Here is a 17485-nt window from a genome sequence, read left to right on the forward strand (position 1 = left end):
TACGGGGGACCCATGGAAATTCACCAGCTGCAGAAGCACGATCGGTTCCACATCCGGCAGAAGCAGAAGCTGATGGTCATCCGCTACCACGTGTACGCGGACGACGGCCAGGGCCAGCCGGGTGAGCTGGTCGCGTTCATCGAAGAGAAACGCCTCACGTTCAAGGAACACGCGACGTTCTACACCGACGAGAGCAAGGAGACGGTGCTCGCGAAGTTCCGTTCCCACAAGGTGGAAGAGCTGTCCAGCGCGTACCAGGTGCTGGGGACGGACGGCGACGAAGAGGTGCTCGGCCTGTTCGGCAAGAAGTTCGGCAAGTCGTTCTACCGCTCGACCTGGGTGCTCGACCAGGACGGCCGTGACCGCCTGACGGTCAGCGAGCGCAGCCAGGGCATGGCGGCGTTCCGCCGGATCTGGAAACTCGTCCCGTGGCCGGGTGACGTCGAGGTCCCGTTCTTCTGGAAGTACCACTTCGACCTCACCCGCGGCGAGGACCAGGTCGTGGGCGCGCTGGAGAAGACCGCGCGGCTGTCGGACAACTACCTGCTGCGCCTGGACGACGAGGAGATCGACCGCCGTCTGGCCCTCGGCCTCGCGATCGGCCTGGACGCGCTGCAGTACAACTGATCCTCCCGCGGCTCCGTTCAAAGCCGTCAAGGCCTCCTTACCGGCCATAAGAGCCGGTAAGGAGGCCTTCACGGCTTTACGGGGTCAGGTGAGCTGGTGCTTGCGGGTGAGCTGCTCCAGCTGGGTGACGACGTCGTTCGGGCCCGGCTGGGCCTCGATTTCGGCGCGTAGCGCCTGGGCTTGGGTGCGGAACGTCGGTTCGGTGAGGAGTCGTTGTAGCGCGTCGCGGACCGCTGGGCCCGTTGCGTCGTCCGAGTGGACTGTGAGGCCGGTGCCCTGCTCTTCCAGCTTGCGGGCCAGCAGCGGCGCGTCGAAGTCGTACGGGAGCGTCAGCTGCGGGACGCCGTGGCGGGAGAACGTCGCCAGGGTGCCGAAACCGCCGTGGTGGATCGCCGCCGTGCACGTGGCCGCCAGGGCGTCCAAGGGGACGTACGGGACCACTCGCGCGTTCGACGGGATCGGGCCCAGTGACTCAGGATCGGCGATCGTCGCCACCACCTCGATGTCCATTGTGGACAACGCGGCCAGGATGTCGCGGACGTTCACCGTGTAACCCGAGTACTCCGTCGCCGACGTGCCCAGTGTCAACGCCACTCGCGGGCGGGAGAGCGGCTGCGTCACCCAGGGTGGGACCACCGCCGCGCCGCCGTACGGGGTGTAGCGAACCGGGATCGCGTCCAGGGAGACCGCGAGGCTCGGCGGGAGCGGGTCCAGGGTGAAGTGCCCGGCGCGCAAGTGGTCCTCGTACGGGAGGCCGTGGCGCGCCGCCGTTTCGGTGAGCCACCCGGTGAGGCGGTCGGTGGCGGTGAAGCGACGGATCCAGTCGTGCGTGACGCCCAGGAAGTCCGTGCCGAACAGCACCCGGCCGTGCGCGGCGCCGCACGCGTGGGCCGCGAGGGCGCCGCTGTAGGTGAACGGCTCCCACAGCACCAGGTCCGGCCGCCACGCGCGGGCGAACTCGACCGCGCCGTCCAGCAGCGGCTCGTTGTCCTCGCCGAACGCGTACGTCACCATCATCTCGAACGCCTCGGCGCGCTCGTCGGTCCAGTCGGCCGGCGTCGGCGTGAACTCCGCGAGGTCGTACGGCTTCGGCAAGCCGCGCCGCAACGCGTCGCGCGCCTCCTGCGCCTCGGGTGTGTCGTCCTCGGGGTCGGGTTCCGGGTCGTGGCCGAGCGGGACGGCGGTGAGGCCGGCGCGGGTGATCGCGTCGGTGAACCCCGGCGTGCTCGCCACCCGGACCTCGTGCCCGGCCGTGCGCAGCGCCCACGCGAGCGGCGCCAGCGCGTAGAAGTGCGTCAGCTGGGGCAGGACGCAGCACAGGACCTTCACAGCCGGCCTCCGCGGTGTTTCGTGGTCAGTTCCTCGAGCCGGGCGACGACGTCGTTGGGGCTCGGCATCGCCGCGATCTCGCCGGCCAGCCCGGCCGCGGCGGACTGGATGCCGTCGTTGCGCAGCAGCTGTTCGACGCTCCACCGGATCCGGCGGCCGCCGGCCTGGGCCGGGTCGACCGTCAGCCCGGCGCCCTGGGCCGCGAGCTTGCGGCCCAGCAGCGGCGCGTCGAAGTCGTGCGGCAGGGTCAGCTGGGGGACGCCGTGGCGGGCGAACGTCAGCAGTGTGCCGAACCCGCCGTGGTGGATGGCCGCCGCGCAGGTCGGGGCCAGGGCGTCGAGCGGCACGTACGGCACCGCCCGCACGTTGTCCGGCACCGGCCCGTCGACCGTCGCCACCACCTCGACGTCCATTGTGGACAACGCGGCGAGCAGGTCGGTCACCTGCACGGTGTAGCCGCCGTACTCGAGCGTCGCCGAGGTGCCCAGGGTGACCGCGATCCGCGGGCGTGCCGGGGTTTCCCGCAGCCAGGCGGGAACTTCCGCCGGGCCGCCGTAGGCGACGTACCGCGCCGGGACGTACTCCAGCTCCGGTGAAGACAACCGCAGTGGTGACGGCAGCTGGTCGACGGTGAAGTGCCCGGAGCGCAGGTCATCGGTGTAGGAGACGCCGAGGCGGTCGGTCGTCGAAGTGAGCCACCCGGTGAGCCGGTCGTCCGGGACGTGCGTGTGGATCCACTCGTGCGTGACGCCGAGGAAATCGGTGCCGAACAGCACCCGGCCGTGCGCCGCGCCGCAGGCCGCCGCGGCGAACGCGCCCGCGTAGGTGAACGGCTCCCACAGCACCAGATCCGGCTGCCAGGAGCGGGCGAACGCGACCAGGTCGTCGAGGATCGGCGCGTTGAACTCGCCGAAGGCGTAGGTGACCATCGCGTCGAACGCCTCGGCGTGCCCGTCGGTCCAGTCCGAGCCCGACTCCGCGAGGTCGTACGGCGCGGGCAGCCCGGCCGGGGCCTCCTCGGCGATCTCCTCGTCGTCCTCGGCGTCGGCCGGGCCGACCGGGACGGCGGTGAGCCCGGCGTCCGTCACGGCTTCGGCGAAGTCGGGCGAGGTCGCGTACCGGACTTCGTGCCCGGCCGTGCGCAGCGCCCAGGCCAGTGGGACCGTCGCGTAGAAGTGCGTCAGCTGCGGCAAGGCGCAGAACAGGACCTTCACGAGGCACCGCCGCGGTGCTTGACGGTCAGCGCTTCCAGCTCGCCGACCAGCTGGTTCGGCGTCGGCAGCGCGTGCATCTCGTCGCGCAGCCGCGCCGCCCCCTCGGTGAACGACGGTTCTTCCAGCAGCCGCAGGACGTTTGTGCGGATCGTGCCCGCGTCGATCGGGATGCCGTGCATGTTCAGCCCGGCGCCGGTCGCCGCGAACCGGCGGCCGATCAGCGGCTCGTCGAAGTGGTACGGCAGGGTCAGCTGCGGGACGCCGTGCAGCGCGAACGTCGAGAGCGTGCCGACGCCGGCGTGGTTGATCGCGACCGAGCACGTCGACGCGAGCGCGTGCAGCGGGATGTACGGCATCAGCAGCGCGTTCTCCGGGATGCTGCGCAGCTTCTCCTGCTCGTCCTCCGGCACCGTCGCGTACAGCTCGACGTCGAAGTCGGCGAGCGCGTCGAGGACGTCCTGGATGTCGATGGTGTAGCCGGCGAAGTGCCCGGTCGCGGTGAGGCCCATGGTGAGCGCGACGCGCGGCTTCTCGGGCTTGATCTCCAGCCACCACGGCGCGATCGCGACGCCGCCGTACGGGACGTTGCGCATGTGCAGGTAGTTGAGGTCGGCCTCGCACTGCAGGCTGGCCGGCATCGGGTCGATCGTGAAGTCGCCGGTGATCAGGTCCTCGGTGAACTCGAAGCCGTACTTGCGGCCGTAGGAAGCGAACCACTTGGCCAGCGGGTCTTCGGCCTGGCCGAAACCGCGGAAGATCTCGCGGGCGCGGCCGTAGACGTCGGCGCCGAACAGCAGACGCGCGTGCGCAGCGCCGCACGCCTTGGCGGCGATGGCTCCGGCGTAGGTGAACGGCTCCCAGATGACCAGGTCCGGCTGCCACGACTTGGCGAACTCGACGAGCCCGCCGATCATGGAGAAGATCTCGTAGCGGCAGCGCTCGACGTCGTCGACGTAGCCGGTGAGCATGCTGTCCCAGTCGGCGCTCGACGGGTCTTCGACGGCGTCGTACGGCGGGTGCAGGCCTTCGCGGGCCTCCTCGAGCATGTCCTCGGTGACCTGCATGGCCACGAGCAGCCGGCGCGGGTCGACTTGGCGACCCGCCGGGACCGCAGTGAGCCCGGCCTGCGTCACCTCCTCGACGAAGTCGGGCTGCGTGGCGACGACGACCTCGTGCCCGGCCGTGCGCAGGGCCCAGGCCAGCGGCACCATCGGCTGGAACATGCTGCCCTGGTTGGCGGTGGTGAACAGGATGCGCATCGGGCTTACCTTTCGTGCGGTGCCGGTCGTGAGTGGTTAGGGCGGTTAGAACCGCCCTAACCACTCACGACCGGGTGCGGAGTTCGTGGGCTAGCTCGTTGGGGGTGGGCAGGGCCCGGATCTCCTTGCGCAGCGCGGCGGCGCGGTCGCGGAACTCCGGTTCGGTCAGCAGCTGCAGGACGTGCTCCCGGATGGCCGTGGGGGTGGCCTGGTCGCCGGGCAAGGTGAGCGAGCCGCCCTGGTCGGCCGCGCGGGCGGCGAGCGCGGGCTCGTCGAACGTCCACGGCACGGTCAGCTGCGGGACGCCGTGGCGGGCGACGGTCAGGAAGGTGCCGGGGCCGGCGTGGTTGATGACGACGTCGCAGGTCGGGGCCAGGACGTCGAGCGGCACGAAGGGCACCACCCGGGCGTCGACCGGGCCCAGGTCTTCGGCGACGGTGGCGACCACCTCGGCGTCCACAGTGGACAACTCGGCCAGGATGTCCTTGACGCTCACGGTGTACCCGGCGAACTGCTCCGTGGCCGACGTGCCCAGGGTGAGGCCGATCCGGGGGCGGTCGCGGGGGCGTTGCAGCCAGTCCGGGACCGTCGACGGGCCGTTGTAGGGGACGTACTGCATCGACCGGTAGTCGAGATCGGCGTCGAGGCGCAGGGACGCGGGCAGCGCGTCGAGCGTGTACTCGCCGGTGACCAGGCTTTCGTCGAAGTCGAAGCCGTACTTGCGGCCGTACCCGCTGAGCCAGTCCTTCAGCGGGTCGGACTCCGGGGAGTGGGCGAGGAAGCGTTCGCGCGTCACGCCGAAGACGTCGAGGCTCCACAGGAACCGCGCGTGGGCCGCGCCGCACGCCTTGGCCGCGATCGCGCCGGCGTACGTCGTGGCTTCCCAGATCACCAGGTCGGGCTGCCACGCGCGGGCGAACTCGACGAGCCCGGGGACGAGCGCGAAGTTGTTCAGCTTGTGGCCGTGCTCGATCATCCGCTCGTACCCGGCTCGCATCTCCTCGACGCCCACCGGGCGCAACGCGGCGTCGTACGGCGACGGCAGGCCCGCCCGGTCCGCCTCGGCTTCGGCGGGATCCAGGGAGAGCAGCCGCCGCCAGGTGTTCGTGCGCTCCCGGCCGACCGGGACGGCGGTGAGCCCGGCCGCGGTGATCGTGTCGGCGAAAACCGGGGGCGCGGCGACGCGGACCTCGTGCCCGGCCGTGCGCAACGCCCAGGCCAGCGGCACCATCGGCTGGAACACCGTGGACTCGGGGTAGGTGGCGAACAGGACGCGCATCGGCCTCACCGGTTCTTCTCGACGAGGGCTTCGATCTCCTCGGCGACGTCGTTGGGGGACGGCAGGCCGCGCAGCTCGTCACGCAGGTCCGTGGCGCGAGTCCTGAACGAGGGTTCGGCCAGGAGCCGTTCGACGCCCTCGCGGATCCGGACGCCGGTCGCGCGGTCGCCGCGGATCGTGAGCGACCCGCCCTGCGCGGCCGCGCGGCGGGCCAGCTCGGGCTCGTCGAAGTCCCACGGGACCGTCAGCTGCGGGACGCCGTGGCGGGCCACCGTGAGGAACGTGCCCGGCCCGGCGTGGTCGATCACGACGTCGCAGGTCGGGGCCAGGGCGTCCAGGGGGACGAAAGGCACGACGCGCGCGTTGTCCGGGATCGGGAACGCGGGATCCTTGACCGTCGCGACCACCTCGACGTCCAAAGTGGACAGCTCGGCGAGGGTGTCCGCGACATCGACGACGTAGCCGCCGAACTGCTCGGTCGCGGTGGTGCCCAGGGTGAGGCCGATGCGCGGGCGCTGGGTGGGCAGCCAGTCCGGGGTGGCGGCCGGGCCGCCGTAGGGGACGTACTGCATCGGCCGGTAGTCGAGGTCGCTCGCACGCAGGCCGATCGACGGCGGCACCTGGTCGATGCTGAACTGCCCGGTCGTCATGTCCTCGGTGAACTCGAAGCCGTACTTGCGGCCGTAACCGCCGAGCCAGTCCGCGAGCGGATCCTCGGGGGCGCCGTTCGCCGTCCGCCGGTAGATCTCGCGGGTCGCGCCGAAGACGTCGAGGCTCCAGAGCAGCCGGGCGTGCGCGGCGCCGCACGCCTTCGCGGCGATCGGGCCGGCGTAGGTCAGCGGCTCCCAGATCACCAGGTCCGGCTCCCACGCCCGGGCGAACTCGGCGAGGCCGCCGATCAGCGGGAAGTTCTCCAGCTTGTGGCCCTCGTCGACGGCGACGCGGTGGCCCTCGCGCAGGTCTTCCCAGTCGGGGTTCGCGGGGTCCTCGACCACCCGCCACGGGCTCGGCAGGCCGGCCCGCGCCTGCTCCAGCAGGGCCGGGTCGAGGCTCTCCATCCGCCAGATCGTCGCGTCGCGCCCGACCGGGACGGCCGTCAGCCCGGCCTGGGTCACCACGGAAGCGAACGCCGGCTGGCAGGCCACGCGCACCTCGTGCCCGGCCGTCCGCAGCGCCCAGGCCAGCGGGACCATCGAGCAGAAGATGGTCCGCTCGGCGATGACGGTGAACAGGACCTTCATCAGCGCGTCCGGAACTTCACGGTCAGCTCTTCCAGCTGCCCGGCGACGTCGTTGGGCGAGGGTAGCGCGAGCATCTCGTCCCGCAGGTCGACGGCCCGTGCGCGGAACCGCGGCTCGGTGAGCAGCCGGGCGACGCCGTCGGCGACGTCCTTACCGGTCGCGTGGTCGCCGCGGATCATCAACGCCGACCCGTGCGCGGTGGCGCGGCGGGCCAGCTCCGGCTCGTCGAGGTCCCACGGCAGGGTCAGCTGCGGGACGCCGTGCAGCGCGACGGCCAGGTAGGTGCCGGCGCCGGCGTGGTTGATCACGACGTCGCAGGTCGGCGCGAGGGCGTGCAGCGGCGCGTACGGCACGATCCGGGTGTTGCGCGGCACGGCGGTGAGCCGGCCGCGGACGTTGTCGGCGACCGTGGCGATCACCTCGATGTCGAGGTCGCCGAGCGCGGTGAGGACGTCCTGGACGTCCACGGTGTAGCCGTCGAAGCGGATGGCGGCGGTGCTGCCCAGCGTGAGGGCGACGCGCGGGCGGGTCGGGGCCGCCCACAGCCAGTGCGGCACCGACGCCGGGCCGCCGTAAGGAACGTGCTGCATCGGCAGGTAGTCGACGTCGTCGGCGGCCATCCGCAGCGAGCCGGGGAATTGGTCGACGCTGAACTGGCCGGTGACCATGTCCTCGGAGAACTCGAAGCCGTAGCGCTCGCAGTAGCCCTCGTACCAGTCGGCGAACGGGTCGTAGCGCTGGTCTTCCGGCTGCTGCGCCAGGAGTTTCACATAGTGCGAGCGGGTGACGCCGAACGCGTCGAGCCTTCCCAGAAGACGTCCATGGGCCGCGCCGCAGGCCTTGGCCGCGATCGCGCCCGCGTAGGTCGACGGCTCCCACAGCACCAGGTCCGGCTCCCACGCGCGGGCGAACTCGACGAGCCCGGCGATCATCGGGAAGTTCTCGGGCTTGTGGTCGGTCCACACCGCGCCCGCGTAGGCGGGCAGCATCTTCTCCCAGTCGGCGCGCTCGGGGAACTCGGCGACGTCGTAGGGCGCGGGCATCCCGGACTCGAGTTTCAGCAGCTCCAGGGCGTCTTCGTCGGAGACGCCCTCGAACTCGGCCTTCAGCTCCGCGTTGTGTTCGAGTGCGCCCATCACGGCGTCGAGGCGGCGGTACATGTCGACGTCGCGGCCGACCGGGACGGCCGTCAGCCCGGCCTGGGTGATCGTCTCGGCGAAGTGGGGCGCCGCGGCGAAGCGGACCTCGTGCCCGGCCGTGCGCAACGCCCAGGCCAGCGGGGCCATCGGCATGAACGTCGTCGGCTCGGGGGTGTCGGTGAACAGAACACGCATGGTCGTCGTCTCCTAGCGGGTGCGGTGCCGGGCGGTCAGTTCTTCCAGCCGCGGCACCAGGTCGTTCGGGCTGGGGGCGGAGAGCACTTCGCCGCGCAGCGCGACGGCCCGGCGGCGGAACTCCGGCTCGGTGAGCAGCCGCTGCACGGCGTCGCGGACGGCCGTGCCGGTCGCCTCGGTGGTGTGCAGCGCGAGCCCGGCACCGTGCTCGGCGAGCTTGCGGCCGAGGATCGGCTGGTCGAAGTGGTAGTGCACGGCCAGCTGCGGCACCGGGTAACGCGACGTCGTCAGCAGCGTCGCCGCGCCGGCGTGGTGCACGATCGCCGCGCAGGTCGGCACCAGCGCGTGCCACGGGACGTACGACACGACGCGGACGTTGTCCGGCAGCGTCCCGAGCTTCTCCTGCTCGGCCTCGGCGACGGTCGCGACCACCTCGACGTCCAAAGTGGACAGTTCGGTGAGCACGTCCCGCAGTGGGACGGTGTAGCCGGTGAAGATCTCCGTCGCGGTCAGGCCGAGAGTGAGGCCGATGCGGGGGCGTTCCGGCGGGCGCTTGAGCCAGCCCGGGATCACGGCCGGGCCGCCGTACGGGACGTACTGCGTGCGGACGTAGTCGAGGTCGGCGTTCTCCTGCAGGCTCGCCGGGAACTGGTCGATCGTGAAGTGCCCGGTGGTCATGTCCTCGGTGAAGGCGAAACCGTACTTGCGGCCGTACGCGCCGAGCCAATCGGCCAGCGGGTCCTTGTCCTGCTTCGCCTTCCGGAAGTGTTCGCGGGTCAGGCCGAAGACGTCGACGCTGAACAGCATCCGCGCGTGCGCCGCCCCGCACGCCTTGGCCGCGATCGGCCCGGCGAGGCAGAACGGCTCCCAGATCACGAGGTCCGGCTGCCAGGCCTGGGCGAATTCGACGAGCCCGGCGAGCATCGGCACGTTGTCCGGCCGGTGGATCGACGCGACGGCGTGCTCCTGCTTCTCGACGAGATCGTCCTCGTTTCCGTCGAGGACGTCCCACGGCGAGGGGAGCCCGGCGCGCGACTGTTCCAGCAGCTCGGGCTCGGTGCCGCGCCACTTGTCGACGTCCCGCCCGACCGGGACGGCGGTGAGCCCGGCCTGGGTGATGACGTCGGCGAACCCGGGCTGGCTCGCCACCCGCACCTCGTGCCCGGCGGTGCGCAGCGCCCACGCCATCGGCACGAGGTACAGGAAGGTGCTCTTCTCCGGGTTGACCGCGAACAGAACGCGCACGGGCCTTTCCTCCGTTCGTGTCAGATCCGCCACTTTCCCTAGGAAAGTGATCCGGAGGTCGTAACTCCGGAACACTTTCCTAGGGAAAGTGGCGCTTTGGTCAGTGGCGGGTGCGGTGCTTGGCGGTCAGGGCTTCGATCTCGGGGACCAGGTCGTTGGGGCTGGGTAAGGCGCGGATCTCGGTTTGGAGGCGGCGGGCCGCCGTGGTGAAGCTCGGCTCGGTGAGCAGGCGCAGGACGCCTTCGCGGACGTTCGCGCCCGTGACCTGCGTCGGGTCGAGGTTGAGGCCGGCGCCCTGGGCGGCGAGGCGGTGGCCGAGCGTCGGCTCGTCGAAGTGGAACGGCAACGTCAGCTGCGGGACGCCGTAGGGCGCGAACGCCGTCAGCGTGCCGAAACCGGCGTGCGTGATCGCCGCCGTGCACGTCGGGGCGAGCGCGTGCAAGGCCACGTACGGCACGAGCCGCGCGTTGTCAGGGATCCGCGCCAATTTCGCCTGCTCGGCCTCGGCGACCGTCGCCACCAGCTCGATGTCCAGGTCGGCGAGGGAGTCCAGGATGTCCTGCACGTTCACCGTGTACCCGGAGAAGTAGCCGGTGGCGCTCAGGCCCATGGTGAGGGCGACGCGCGGGCGTTGCGGCGGCAGCTGCAGCCAGCGCGGGACGACCGCCGCGCCGCCGTACGGGATGTAGGGCGTGCGCAGGTAGTGCAGGTCGGACTCGGTCTGCAGGCTCGCCGGGATCTGGTCGATGGTGAACTGGCCGACCGTCATGTCCTCGCTGAACTCCGCGCCGTACTTGCGCGCGTACCCGCCGAGCCAGTCCGCGAGAGGGTCGTTCCGGCCGTTGCGGATGCTCAGGAAGTGTTGACGCGCAAAGGCGTAGACGTCGACGCCGTAGAGCAGCCGGGCGTGGGCGGCGCCGCACGCCTTGGCCGCGATCGCGCCGGCCGGGGTGAACGGCTCCCACACGACGAGGTCCGGTTCCCAGTCGCGGACGAACCCGACGAGCGCCGACATGATCGCGAACGTCTCGAACCGCGCGCCCTCGGCGACCTCGGTGAACGCGCGGTGGGCGCGGTCCCAGTCGGTCGAGTCCGGCTCGTCCAGCACGGCGTACGGGTCCGGCAGACCGCGGCGCGCCTCTTCGAGGGCGGCGCTGTCCATGCCCATGGCCAGCAGCAGTCGCGGGATGCCGAGGTCACGCCCGAGCGGCACGGCGGTGAGCCCGGCCTGGGTGATCTCGTCGGCGAACGCGGGCTGGCTCGCGACGCGCACGTCGTGCCCGGCGGTGCGCAGCGCCCAGGCCAGCGGCACCATGCTGTTGAACACGGTCGTCCCCGGGCTGACGGTGAACAAAACCCGCACTACTCCTCCTTTTCCGGGTCTGCCGCGGCTTTGTCGTGAGTGTTTAGGGCGGTTCTAACCGCCCTAAACACTCACGACCCCCTGCGGTACTGGGCGGCCAGCTGGTCGGCGACCTCGTTGGGTGTGGGCATGGCCCGGATTTCGTCGCGTAGGACCGCGGCCCGGTCTGCGAAGGTGGACTCGCTGAGCAGGCGGGACACGGCGTCCGCCACCACCTCGCCCGTTGCCTGGTCGGCGCGGACCGCGAGTGCGCCGCCTTGCGCCGCGGCGCGGGCGGCGAAGACCGGGCCGTCGAAGTCCCAGGGCGTGCACAGCTGCGGGACGGCGTGGCGCGCGGTCGTCAGGAACGTGCCGAAGCCGCCGTGGGAGACGACGGCCGAGCACGTCGCCGCCAGGGCTTCGAGCGGCGCGTACGGCACGATCCGGACGCCGTCCGGGATGCTCGCCAGTTTCGCCTTCTCGACGTCCGGCAGGGTGGCGACCACCTCGACGTCCAGCTTGACCAGGTGATCCAGCACGTCCTGCACCGCGACCGAGTACCCGGCCTCGTGGTCGGTGAGGCTGATCCCCATGCTCAGCGCGACCCGCGGCTTCTCCGGCGGCTTGCGCAGCCAGTCCGGGACGGACGCCGGGCCGCCGTGCGGAAGGTATTGCAGCGGCACGGTTTCCAGCGACGTCGGCAGCCGCAGTGACGCCGGGAGCTGGTCGATCGTGAACTGCCCGGTGACCAGCTCCTCGGTGAACTCGCCGCCGTGCTTGCGCGCGTACGCGCCGAGCCAGTCACCCAGCGGATCGCCGGCGGCGGGAAACGACCGGGTGACGCCGAAGACGTCGGTGCTCCACAGGATCCGGCCGTGCGCGGCGCCGGACGCCAGCGCCGCGATCGGGCCCGCGAAACACAGCGGCTCCCACAGCACGAGGTCTGGCTCCCAGGCGCGCGCGAACTCGACCAGGCCGCCGATCATCGGGAAACACGCGGGTTTGTGCCAGTAGTGCAGGATCGCCGCGTACGACTCCTCGAGGTACTCCGGCGTCGCCTTCTCCGGGAACTCCGCGACCTCGTACGGCACCGGCAGCCCGTACGCCGGTCGCCACTGGGTGCCGCGGTAGTCGGGGTGGCGCGGCATGAGGTCCCACAGGTCGCCGTCGCGGCCGACCGGCACCGCCGTCAGCCCGGCCTGGGTGACGACCGGCGCGAACTTCGGCTGGCACGCGATCCGCACCTCGTGCCCGGCGGTGCGCAGCGCCCAGGCCAGCGGCACCATCGGCAGGAAGTGCGCCTTCTCGGGGTTGGCGGCGAAGAGGACCTTCACGCGATGGCCACTTTCGCGACCCGGTGGGCGAGCTGGTCGGCGACGTCGTTGGGCGTCGGCATGGCGAGGATCTCGTCGCGCAGCCGGTGCGCGCCCTCGGTGAACTTCGGCTCGGTGAGCACGCGCAGCAGCCGGTTGCGCAGCACCCCGCGGGCCGACGCCTGGTGGACGTGCAGCGCCAGCCCGGCCCCCTGCGCGGCGACGCGCTTGGCGAGCGCGGGCCCGTCGGCGTTCCAGGGCACGATGACCTGCGGTTTGCCGTGCAACGCCGTCGTCGCGAGGGTGCCGTAGCCGGCGTGGTGGATGACGGCGGTGCACGTCGGCACGAGCGCGTGCAGCGGCACGAAGGACACCATCCGGACGTTGTCCGGGACCTTCCCGAGCTTCTCCTGGACGCTCTCCGGGATCGTCGCGACGAGTTCCATGTCCACATCGGACAGTTCGTCGAACAGGTCCTTGAGGTCGACCATGTCCCCGCTGGACTCGGCGATGCTGATGCCCATGGTGAGTGCCACCCGTGGCTTCTCCGGCGGCGTCCGCAGCCAGGCCGGGAGCACGGCGGGGCCGCCGTAGGGCACGTACCGCATCGGCACGTAGTCGAGATCCGCCTCCACGCGCAGTGACGGCGGCAACAGCGAGATCGTGAACTCACCCGTGACCAGGCGTTCGCTCCACGGGACGCCGTACTTGCCCGCGGCCGGCGCCAGCCAGTCCTTCAGCGGGTCTTCGGCGCCTTCAGTGCTGAGGCGGGTGAAGTGGTCGCGGGTGACGCCGAAGGTGTCGAGGCTGAACAGCAGCCGCGCGTGCGCCGCGCCGACGGCCTCGGCGGCGATCGCGCCCGCGTACGTCGACGGCTCCCAGATCACCAGGTCCGGCTGCCACACCTGGGCGAACTCGACCAGGCCGGGGATCAGCGGGACGTTGCTCATCTTGTGCCACTTGGTGACGTGCAGCTTGTAGCCGTCGCGGAGGTACTCGTAGGAGACGTCCTCGGGGCGCCAGTCGACGGTGTCGTAAGGCACCGGCAGGCCGTTGAGGCCGACGCTGAACCAGTTCGTGTCACGCGCCATCAGCTGCCAGAGGTCGCGGTCCGGCCCGACCGGCACGGCGGTGAGCCCGGCCTGCGTGACGACGTCGGCGAACTTCGGCTGGCAGGCGACGCGCACCTCGTGCCCGGCGGTGCGCAGCGCCCAGGCGAGCGGCGCCATGGCGAGGAAGTGGGTCTTCTCCGGGTAGGTGGTGAACAGGACGCGCATGGCCTCATCCCTCGGTTAACTGGTGGGCGACGTCGTTGGGCGTCGGCATGGCGAGCATCTCCTCGCGCAGGTGGGCGGCGCCCTTGGTGTACGCGGGTTCGTGCAGCAGCCGGACGAGCGCGTCGCGGATGCCTTCGGTGGTCGCCTCGGTGGCGTGGATGGAGATCCCGGCGTCCTGCGCCGCGAGGCGGGCGCCGAGCGTGGGCTGGTCGACGTCCCAGGGCAGGGTGAGCTGCGGGATGCCGCGCAACGCCGTCGACGCCAGGGTGCCGACGCCGGCGTGGTGGATGGCGACCGAGCACGTCGTCAGCAGGGCGGTCAACGGCACGAACGGGACCAGGCGGGTGCGCTTCGGAACCCTGCTGAGCCGGGTTTCGGGAGTGACCGTGGCGACCAGCTCGACGTCGAGGCCGTCGACCGCGTCGAGGACGTCCTGCAGGTCCACCGGGTAGCCGCCGGTGCGGTCGTGCGCGGTCAGGCCCATGGTCAAGGCGATGCGTGGGCGCGAGGGCGGCGTCGACAGCCAGTCCGGGACCACCGCCGCGCCGCCGTAGTTCACGTACCGCATCGGGACGTGCTCCAGCGAGGCCCGGTGCCGCAGGGACGCGGGGAGCTGGTCGATCGTGAACTGCCCGGTGACCATGTCCTCGCTGAACTCGCCGCCGTACTTCTCCGCGTACGCCCCCAGCCACTCGCCGAGCGGGTCCGGCGCACCGGATGGCCGCAGCCGGAGGAAGTGGTCGCGGGTCAGGCCGAAGACGTCCTCGCCGATGAGGATCCGGCCGTGCGCGGCGCCGCACGCCTTGGCCGCGATCGCGCCGGCGTACGTCGTCGGCTCCCACAGCACGAGGTCCGGCCGCCACCACTGGGCGAAGTCGACGAGGTCGTTGATCAGCGGGACGTTGCTCGTCTTGTGCCAGCGCACGGCGATGTCGCGGTAGCCGCGCAGCACGTGGTCCCAGTCCGGGGTGGACAGTGCCGCCGTGTCGTAGGGCGCGGGCCAGCCCGTCTCGACGCCGAACAGGTGCTCGGGTCCGGTGCGGCGCAGCAGGTCCCACAGGTCGCGGTCGTGCCCGACCGGGACGGCGGTGAGCCCCGCCCCGGTCACCGCCCCGGCGAGCTTGGGCTGCACCGCCACCCGGACGTCGTGCCCGGCGGTGCGCAGCGCCCACGCGAGCGGCACCATCATCAGGAAATGGGTGCGCTCGGCGTAGGTGGTCAGCAGGACGCGCATGTCACCGCGCCCGGTGCTTCACGACGAGCTCTTCGATCCGCGGCACGGCCTGGTTCGGCGTCGGCAGCGCGAAGATCTCGTCGCGCAGGGCCACCGCCCGGTCCTGGAACACCTGCTCGGTGAGCAGCCGGTCGATCGCCGTGCGGAACTTCTCGGGCGTCACCTCGGAGACGTGGATCGACAGCCCGGCGCCCTGCTTCTCGAGCATCTTGCCGAGCGTCGGCTGGTCGTAGTGGTAGGGCAGGGCGAGCTGCGGGACGGGGTGGCGCGCGGTGGTGCCCATGGTCGCGGCGCCGGCGTGGTGGACGACGACCGAGCACGTCGGGGCGAGCGCGTGCATCGGCGCGAAGTCGACGATCCGGGCGTTGTCCGGCGTCTTGCCGAGCAGCGGCTGCTGGGACGCGGCGACCGTCGCGACCACCTCGACGTCGAGGTCGGCGACGGAGTCCAGCAGGTCGCTCAGCGGCACGTTGTACCCGCGGTAGACCTCGACCGCGCTGTTGCCCATGGTGATCGCGATCCGCGGCTTCTCCGGCGGCGTCTGCAGCCACTTCGGGACGACCGAAGCGCCGTTGTAGGCGATGTACTGCGTCCGCACGTACTCCAGGTCGGCCTCGTCCTGCCAGCTCAGCGGGAACTGGTCGAGCGTGAAGTCCCCGGTGAACATGTCCTCGGTGAAGTCGAAGCCGTACTTGCGGGCGTAGGCGCCCATCCACTCGGCGAGCGGGTCGCGGCGCTGGTCGGCCGGCTGTGCGTCCCGCAGCTTCACGAACTGCTGACGCACCTTGCCGAAGACGTCGACGCCGAACAGCAGCCGCGCGTGGGCCGCGCCGCACGCCTTGGCCGCGATCGCGCCGGCGAAGCTCAGCGGGTCCCAGACGACGAGGTCGGGCTCCCAGTAGCGGGCGAACTCGACGAGCCCGGAGATGATCGGGAAGTTGCCGTACTTGTGCCACTCGATGCCCTCGTTGGCCATCGTCGAGACCATGTGTTCCCAGGTGGCCTTCTCGGGCTCTTCGTAGACGTCGTAGGGCGCCGGGATGCCCGCGCGTTCGTTTTCGACGCCGCGGGTGCGGGCGGCGACCTTGTGCATGTCGCGGCTGTGCCCGACCGGCACGGCGGTGAGCCCGGCCTGCAGGACCTCGTCGACGAACTCGGGCTGGCTGGCGAACCGGACCTCGTGCCCGGCGGTCCGCAGCGCCCAGGCGATGGTGAACATGTACTTGTAGACGGTCCGGGGCGGGTTGGAGACGAACAGGATGCGCATGGGTTTCCTCCGGTCAGCGGGCTTCGGATGGCGAGGGAGCGGCGGCCAGCAGGCGCAGCACACTCGCGCGGACGGCGGGGCTCGACGCCCGGGAGCTGCGCCGGTACCGGGTGGCGAGGTCGCGCAGCGCCGGGAAGACGCCGGTGAGAATGCGCGGGGGTTCCTCCGCTCGGCGAGCTTCGAGCACGGGTGCGGCGGCCGTTCCCGTGGCCGGGAAGGTCGGACGGTCGGGGCCGGGCCGGGTGGTCCTCATACGTTCCTCCGGGCGGCGAGGGCTTCGAGCGCCGGGACGACGTCGTTGGGCGAGGGCGTGGCGGCCATTCGCGCGGCCAGTTCCGTGGCCCGTGCGGTGAAGGACGGCTCGCTCAGCAGCCGCAGGACGCCCGCGCGCACGGCCTTGCCCGACACCTCCGCGCCCGTCAGGGTCAGGGCCGAACCGTGGACCGTCGCGCGGCGGGCCAGCTCCGGCTCGTCGAACTCCCACGGCACGGCCAGCTGCGGGACGCCGTAGCGGGCCGTCGTCAGGTAGGTGCCCGGGCCGGCGTGGTTGATGACCGCCGCGCACGTCGGCACGAGCGCGTGCAGCGGCACGTACGGCACGATCCGGGCGTTGGCCGGGACTTCCGGGACCTTGGCGGCTTCGGCGTCCGGCAGGGTGGCGACGATCTCGGCGTCCACATCGGACAGCGCGGCTAGGATGTCCGGGACGCTCACCGTGTAGCCGCCGAAGTGCTCGGTGGCCGTCGTGCCGAGGGTCAGGCCGATCCGCGGCCGGTCGCTCCTGCGCTTCAGCCAGTCCGGGACGCTGGCCGCGCCGCCGTACGGGACGTACTGCACCGGCAGCCTCGGCAGCCGCGTCTGGAGGTGGATCGGCTCCGGCACCGGGTCGATGGTGAACTGGCCGGTGATCAGCTCCTCGTCGAAGGCGAAGCCGTACTTGCGGCAGTAGCCGGCGATCCAGTCGGCCAGCGGGTCGGGACCCGGGCCCAGGGAACGGAAGCGTTCGCGGGCCGCGCCGAAGACGTCGATGCTCCACAAGAGACGGCCGTGCGCGGCGCCGCACGCTTTCGCCGCGATCGCGCCCGCGTACGTCGTCGGTTCCCAGATCACCAGGTCCGGCTGCCACGCTCGGGCGAACTCGACCAGGCCGGTGACCAGCGGGAAGTTGTTCTGCTTGTGCCAGAGTTCCACGATGGACGCGTAGCCTCCGGCCATCTCCTCGCGCGTGCCGACACCGGAAACCGCGGTGTCATAAGGCGAAGGCAGGCCGACGCGCTCGGCTTCGGCCAGGTCGGGGTAGGCCTCGGTGAGCCGCCGCCAGTTGCCGACGCCGCGGCGGCCGACCGGGACCGGCGTCAGCCCGGCGCCGGTGATGACGTCCTCGAAGCCCGGCTGGGTCGCCACCCGCACCTCGTGCCCGGCGGTGCGCAGCGCCCACGCGAGCGTGACCATCGGCTGGAAGATGGTCTTCTCCGGGTAGGTCGTGAGCAGGACGCGCATGGTCTCTCTTCCGGGTCTGCCGCG

General features: G+C 71.5%; 15 protein-coding genes. 1 reads left to right on the plus strand and 14 read right to left on the minus strand.

The window, feature by feature from the left end:
- Positions 1 to 12: 12 nt before the first annotated feature.
- Positions 13 to 627 (plus strand): hypothetical protein, encoded by a 615-nt coding sequence (locus OG494_RS46950; protein ID WP_328450113.1) that lies wholly within the window; start codon positions 13 to 15, stop codon positions 625 to 627.
- A gap of 84 nt (positions 628 to 711) precedes the next feature.
- Here the strand turns inward: OG494_RS46950 and OG494_RS46955 are convergent, their stop codons facing one another.
- The 14 genes from OG494_RS46955 to OG494_RS47020 all read right to left on the minus strand — a co-directional run bounded on the left by OG494_RS46955 (position 712) and on the right by OG494_RS47020 (position 17461).
- Positions 712 to 1956, minus strand: a complete 1245-nt coding sequence (locus OG494_RS46955) for a nucleotide disphospho-sugar-binding domain-containing protein (RefSeq protein WP_328450115.1) — start codon at positions 1954 to 1956, stop codon at positions 712 to 714.
- Entirely contained in the window at positions 1953 to 3170 is a 1218-nt protein-coding gene (locus OG494_RS46960) for a nucleotide disphospho-sugar-binding domain-containing protein (protein ID WP_328450117.1), read from the minus strand. Before OG494_RS46960 ends, OG494_RS46955 begins: the two co-directional genes overlap by 4 nt.
- Entirely contained in the window at positions 3167 to 4429 is a 1263-nt protein-coding gene (locus OG494_RS46965; RefSeq protein ID WP_328450119.1) for a nucleotide disphospho-sugar-binding domain-containing protein, read from the minus strand. Before OG494_RS46965 ends, OG494_RS46960 begins: the two co-directional genes overlap by 4 nt.
- Positions 4430 to 4493: 64 nt before the next feature.
- The gene (locus tag OG494_RS46970) at positions 4494 to 5708 is read right to left on the minus strand and encodes a nucleotide disphospho-sugar-binding domain-containing protein (protein ID WP_328450121.1); all 1215 of its coding nucleotides are present in this window, start codon (positions 5706 to 5708) and stop codon (positions 4494 to 4496) included.
- A gap of 5 nt (positions 5709 to 5713) precedes the next feature.
- On the minus strand, positions 5714 to 6949 hold the full coding sequence (locus OG494_RS46975) for a nucleotide disphospho-sugar-binding domain-containing protein (RefSeq protein WP_328450123.1): 1236 nt from the start codon (positions 6947 to 6949) through the stop codon (positions 5714 to 5716).
- Positions 6949 to 8283 carry an activator-dependent family glycosyltransferase gene (locus tag OG494_RS46980; protein ID WP_328450125.1) on the minus strand — a complete coding sequence of 445 codons (1335 nt, stop codon included), beginning with the start codon at positions 8281 to 8283 and terminating at the stop codon, positions 6949 to 6951. Before OG494_RS46980 ends, OG494_RS46975 begins: the two co-directional genes overlap by 1 nt.
- Before the next feature lie 12 nt (positions 8284 to 8295).
- The gene (locus OG494_RS46985; RefSeq protein WP_328450127.1) at positions 8296 to 9528 is read right to left on the minus strand and encodes an activator-dependent family glycosyltransferase; all 1233 of its coding nucleotides are present in this window, start codon (positions 9526 to 9528) and stop codon (positions 8296 to 8298) included.
- A 100-nt stretch (positions 9529 to 9628) separates the two neighbouring features.
- Positions 9629 to 10891 (minus strand): activator-dependent family glycosyltransferase, encoded by a 1263-nt coding sequence (locus tag OG494_RS46990; protein ID WP_328450129.1) that lies wholly within the window; start codon positions 10889 to 10891, stop codon positions 9629 to 9631.
- A 71-nt stretch (positions 10892 to 10962) separates the two neighbouring features.
- A complete protein-coding gene (locus tag OG494_RS46995) occupies positions 10963 to 12204 on the minus strand; it encodes a nucleotide disphospho-sugar-binding domain-containing protein (RefSeq protein WP_328450131.1) in 1242 nt (413 codons plus the stop codon).
- Positions 12201 to 13460 carry an activator-dependent family glycosyltransferase gene (locus OG494_RS47000; RefSeq protein ID WP_328450132.1) on the minus strand — a complete coding sequence of 420 codons (1260 nt, stop codon included), beginning with the start codon at positions 13458 to 13460 and terminating at the stop codon, positions 12201 to 12203. Before OG494_RS47000 ends, OG494_RS46995 begins: the two co-directional genes overlap by 4 nt.
- A gap of 4 nt (positions 13461 to 13464) precedes the next feature.
- On the minus strand, positions 13465 to 14694 hold the full coding sequence (locus OG494_RS47005; RefSeq protein WP_328450134.1) for an activator-dependent family glycosyltransferase: 1230 nt from the start codon (positions 14692 to 14694) through the stop codon (positions 13465 to 13467).
- Between the two features lies 1 nt (position 14695).
- Positions 14696 to 15961, minus strand: a complete 1266-nt coding sequence (locus OG494_RS47010; protein ID WP_328450136.1) for an activator-dependent family glycosyltransferase — start codon at positions 15959 to 15961, stop codon at positions 14696 to 14698.
- Between the two features lie 13 nt (positions 15962 to 15974).
- On the minus strand, positions 15975 to 16214 hold the full coding sequence (locus OG494_RS47015; RefSeq protein WP_328450138.1) for a hypothetical protein: 240 nt from the start codon (positions 16212 to 16214) through the stop codon (positions 15975 to 15977).
- Positions 16211 to 17461, minus strand: a complete 1251-nt coding sequence (locus OG494_RS47020) for an activator-dependent family glycosyltransferase (RefSeq protein ID WP_328450140.1) — start codon at positions 17459 to 17461, stop codon at positions 16211 to 16213. The genes OG494_RS47015 and OG494_RS47020 overlap by 4 nt, the downstream gene beginning before the upstream one ends.
- Positions 17462 to 17485: the final 24 nt, after the last annotated feature.

The organism is Amycolatopsis sp. NBC_00438 (genome assembly GCF_036026695.1).
Classification (GTDB): Bacteria; Actinomycetota; Actinomycetes; order Mycobacteriales; family Pseudonocardiaceae; genus Amycolatopsis.

Excerpts from the sequence above, each read along its gene's own strand:
- OG494_RS47010 (WP_328450136.1), bottom strand. The coding sequence starts at position 15,961 with ATGCGCATCCTGTTCGTCTCCAACCCGCCCCGGACCGTCTACAAGTAC.
- OG494_RS46980 (WP_328450125.1), bottom strand. The coding sequence starts at position 8,283 with ATGCGTGTTCTGTTCACCGACACCCCCGAGCCGACGACGTTCATGCCG.
- OG494_RS46975 (WP_328450123.1), bottom strand. The coding sequence starts at position 6,949 with ATGAAGGTCCTGTTCACCGTCATCGCCGAGCGGACCATCTTCTGCTCG.
- OG494_RS47005 (WP_328450134.1), bottom strand. The coding sequence starts at position 14,694 with ATGCGCGTCCTGCTGACCACCTACGCCGAGCGCACCCATTTCCTGATG.
- OG494_RS47000 (WP_328450132.1), bottom strand. The coding sequence starts at position 13,460 with ATGCGCGTCCTGTTCACCACCTACCCGGAGAAGACCCACTTCCTCGCC.
- OG494_RS46965 (WP_328450119.1), bottom strand. The coding sequence starts at position 4,429 with ATGCGCATCCTGTTCACCACCGCCAACCAGGGCAGCATGTTCCAGCCG.
- OG494_RS46950 (WP_328450113.1), top strand. The coding sequence starts at position 13 with ATGGAAATTCACCAGCTGCAGAAGCACGATCGGTTCCACATCCGGCAG.
- OG494_RS47020 (WP_328450140.1), bottom strand. The coding sequence starts at position 17,461 with ATGCGCGTCCTGCTCACGACCTACCCGGAGAAGACCATCTTCCAGCCG.
- OG494_RS47015 (WP_328450138.1), bottom strand. The coding sequence starts at position 16,214 with ATGAGGACCACCCGGCCCGGCCCCGACCGTCCGACCTTCCCGGCCACG.
- OG494_RS46970 (WP_328450121.1), bottom strand. The coding sequence starts at position 5,708 with ATGCGCGTCCTGTTCGCCACCTACCCCGAGTCCACGGTGTTCCAGCCG.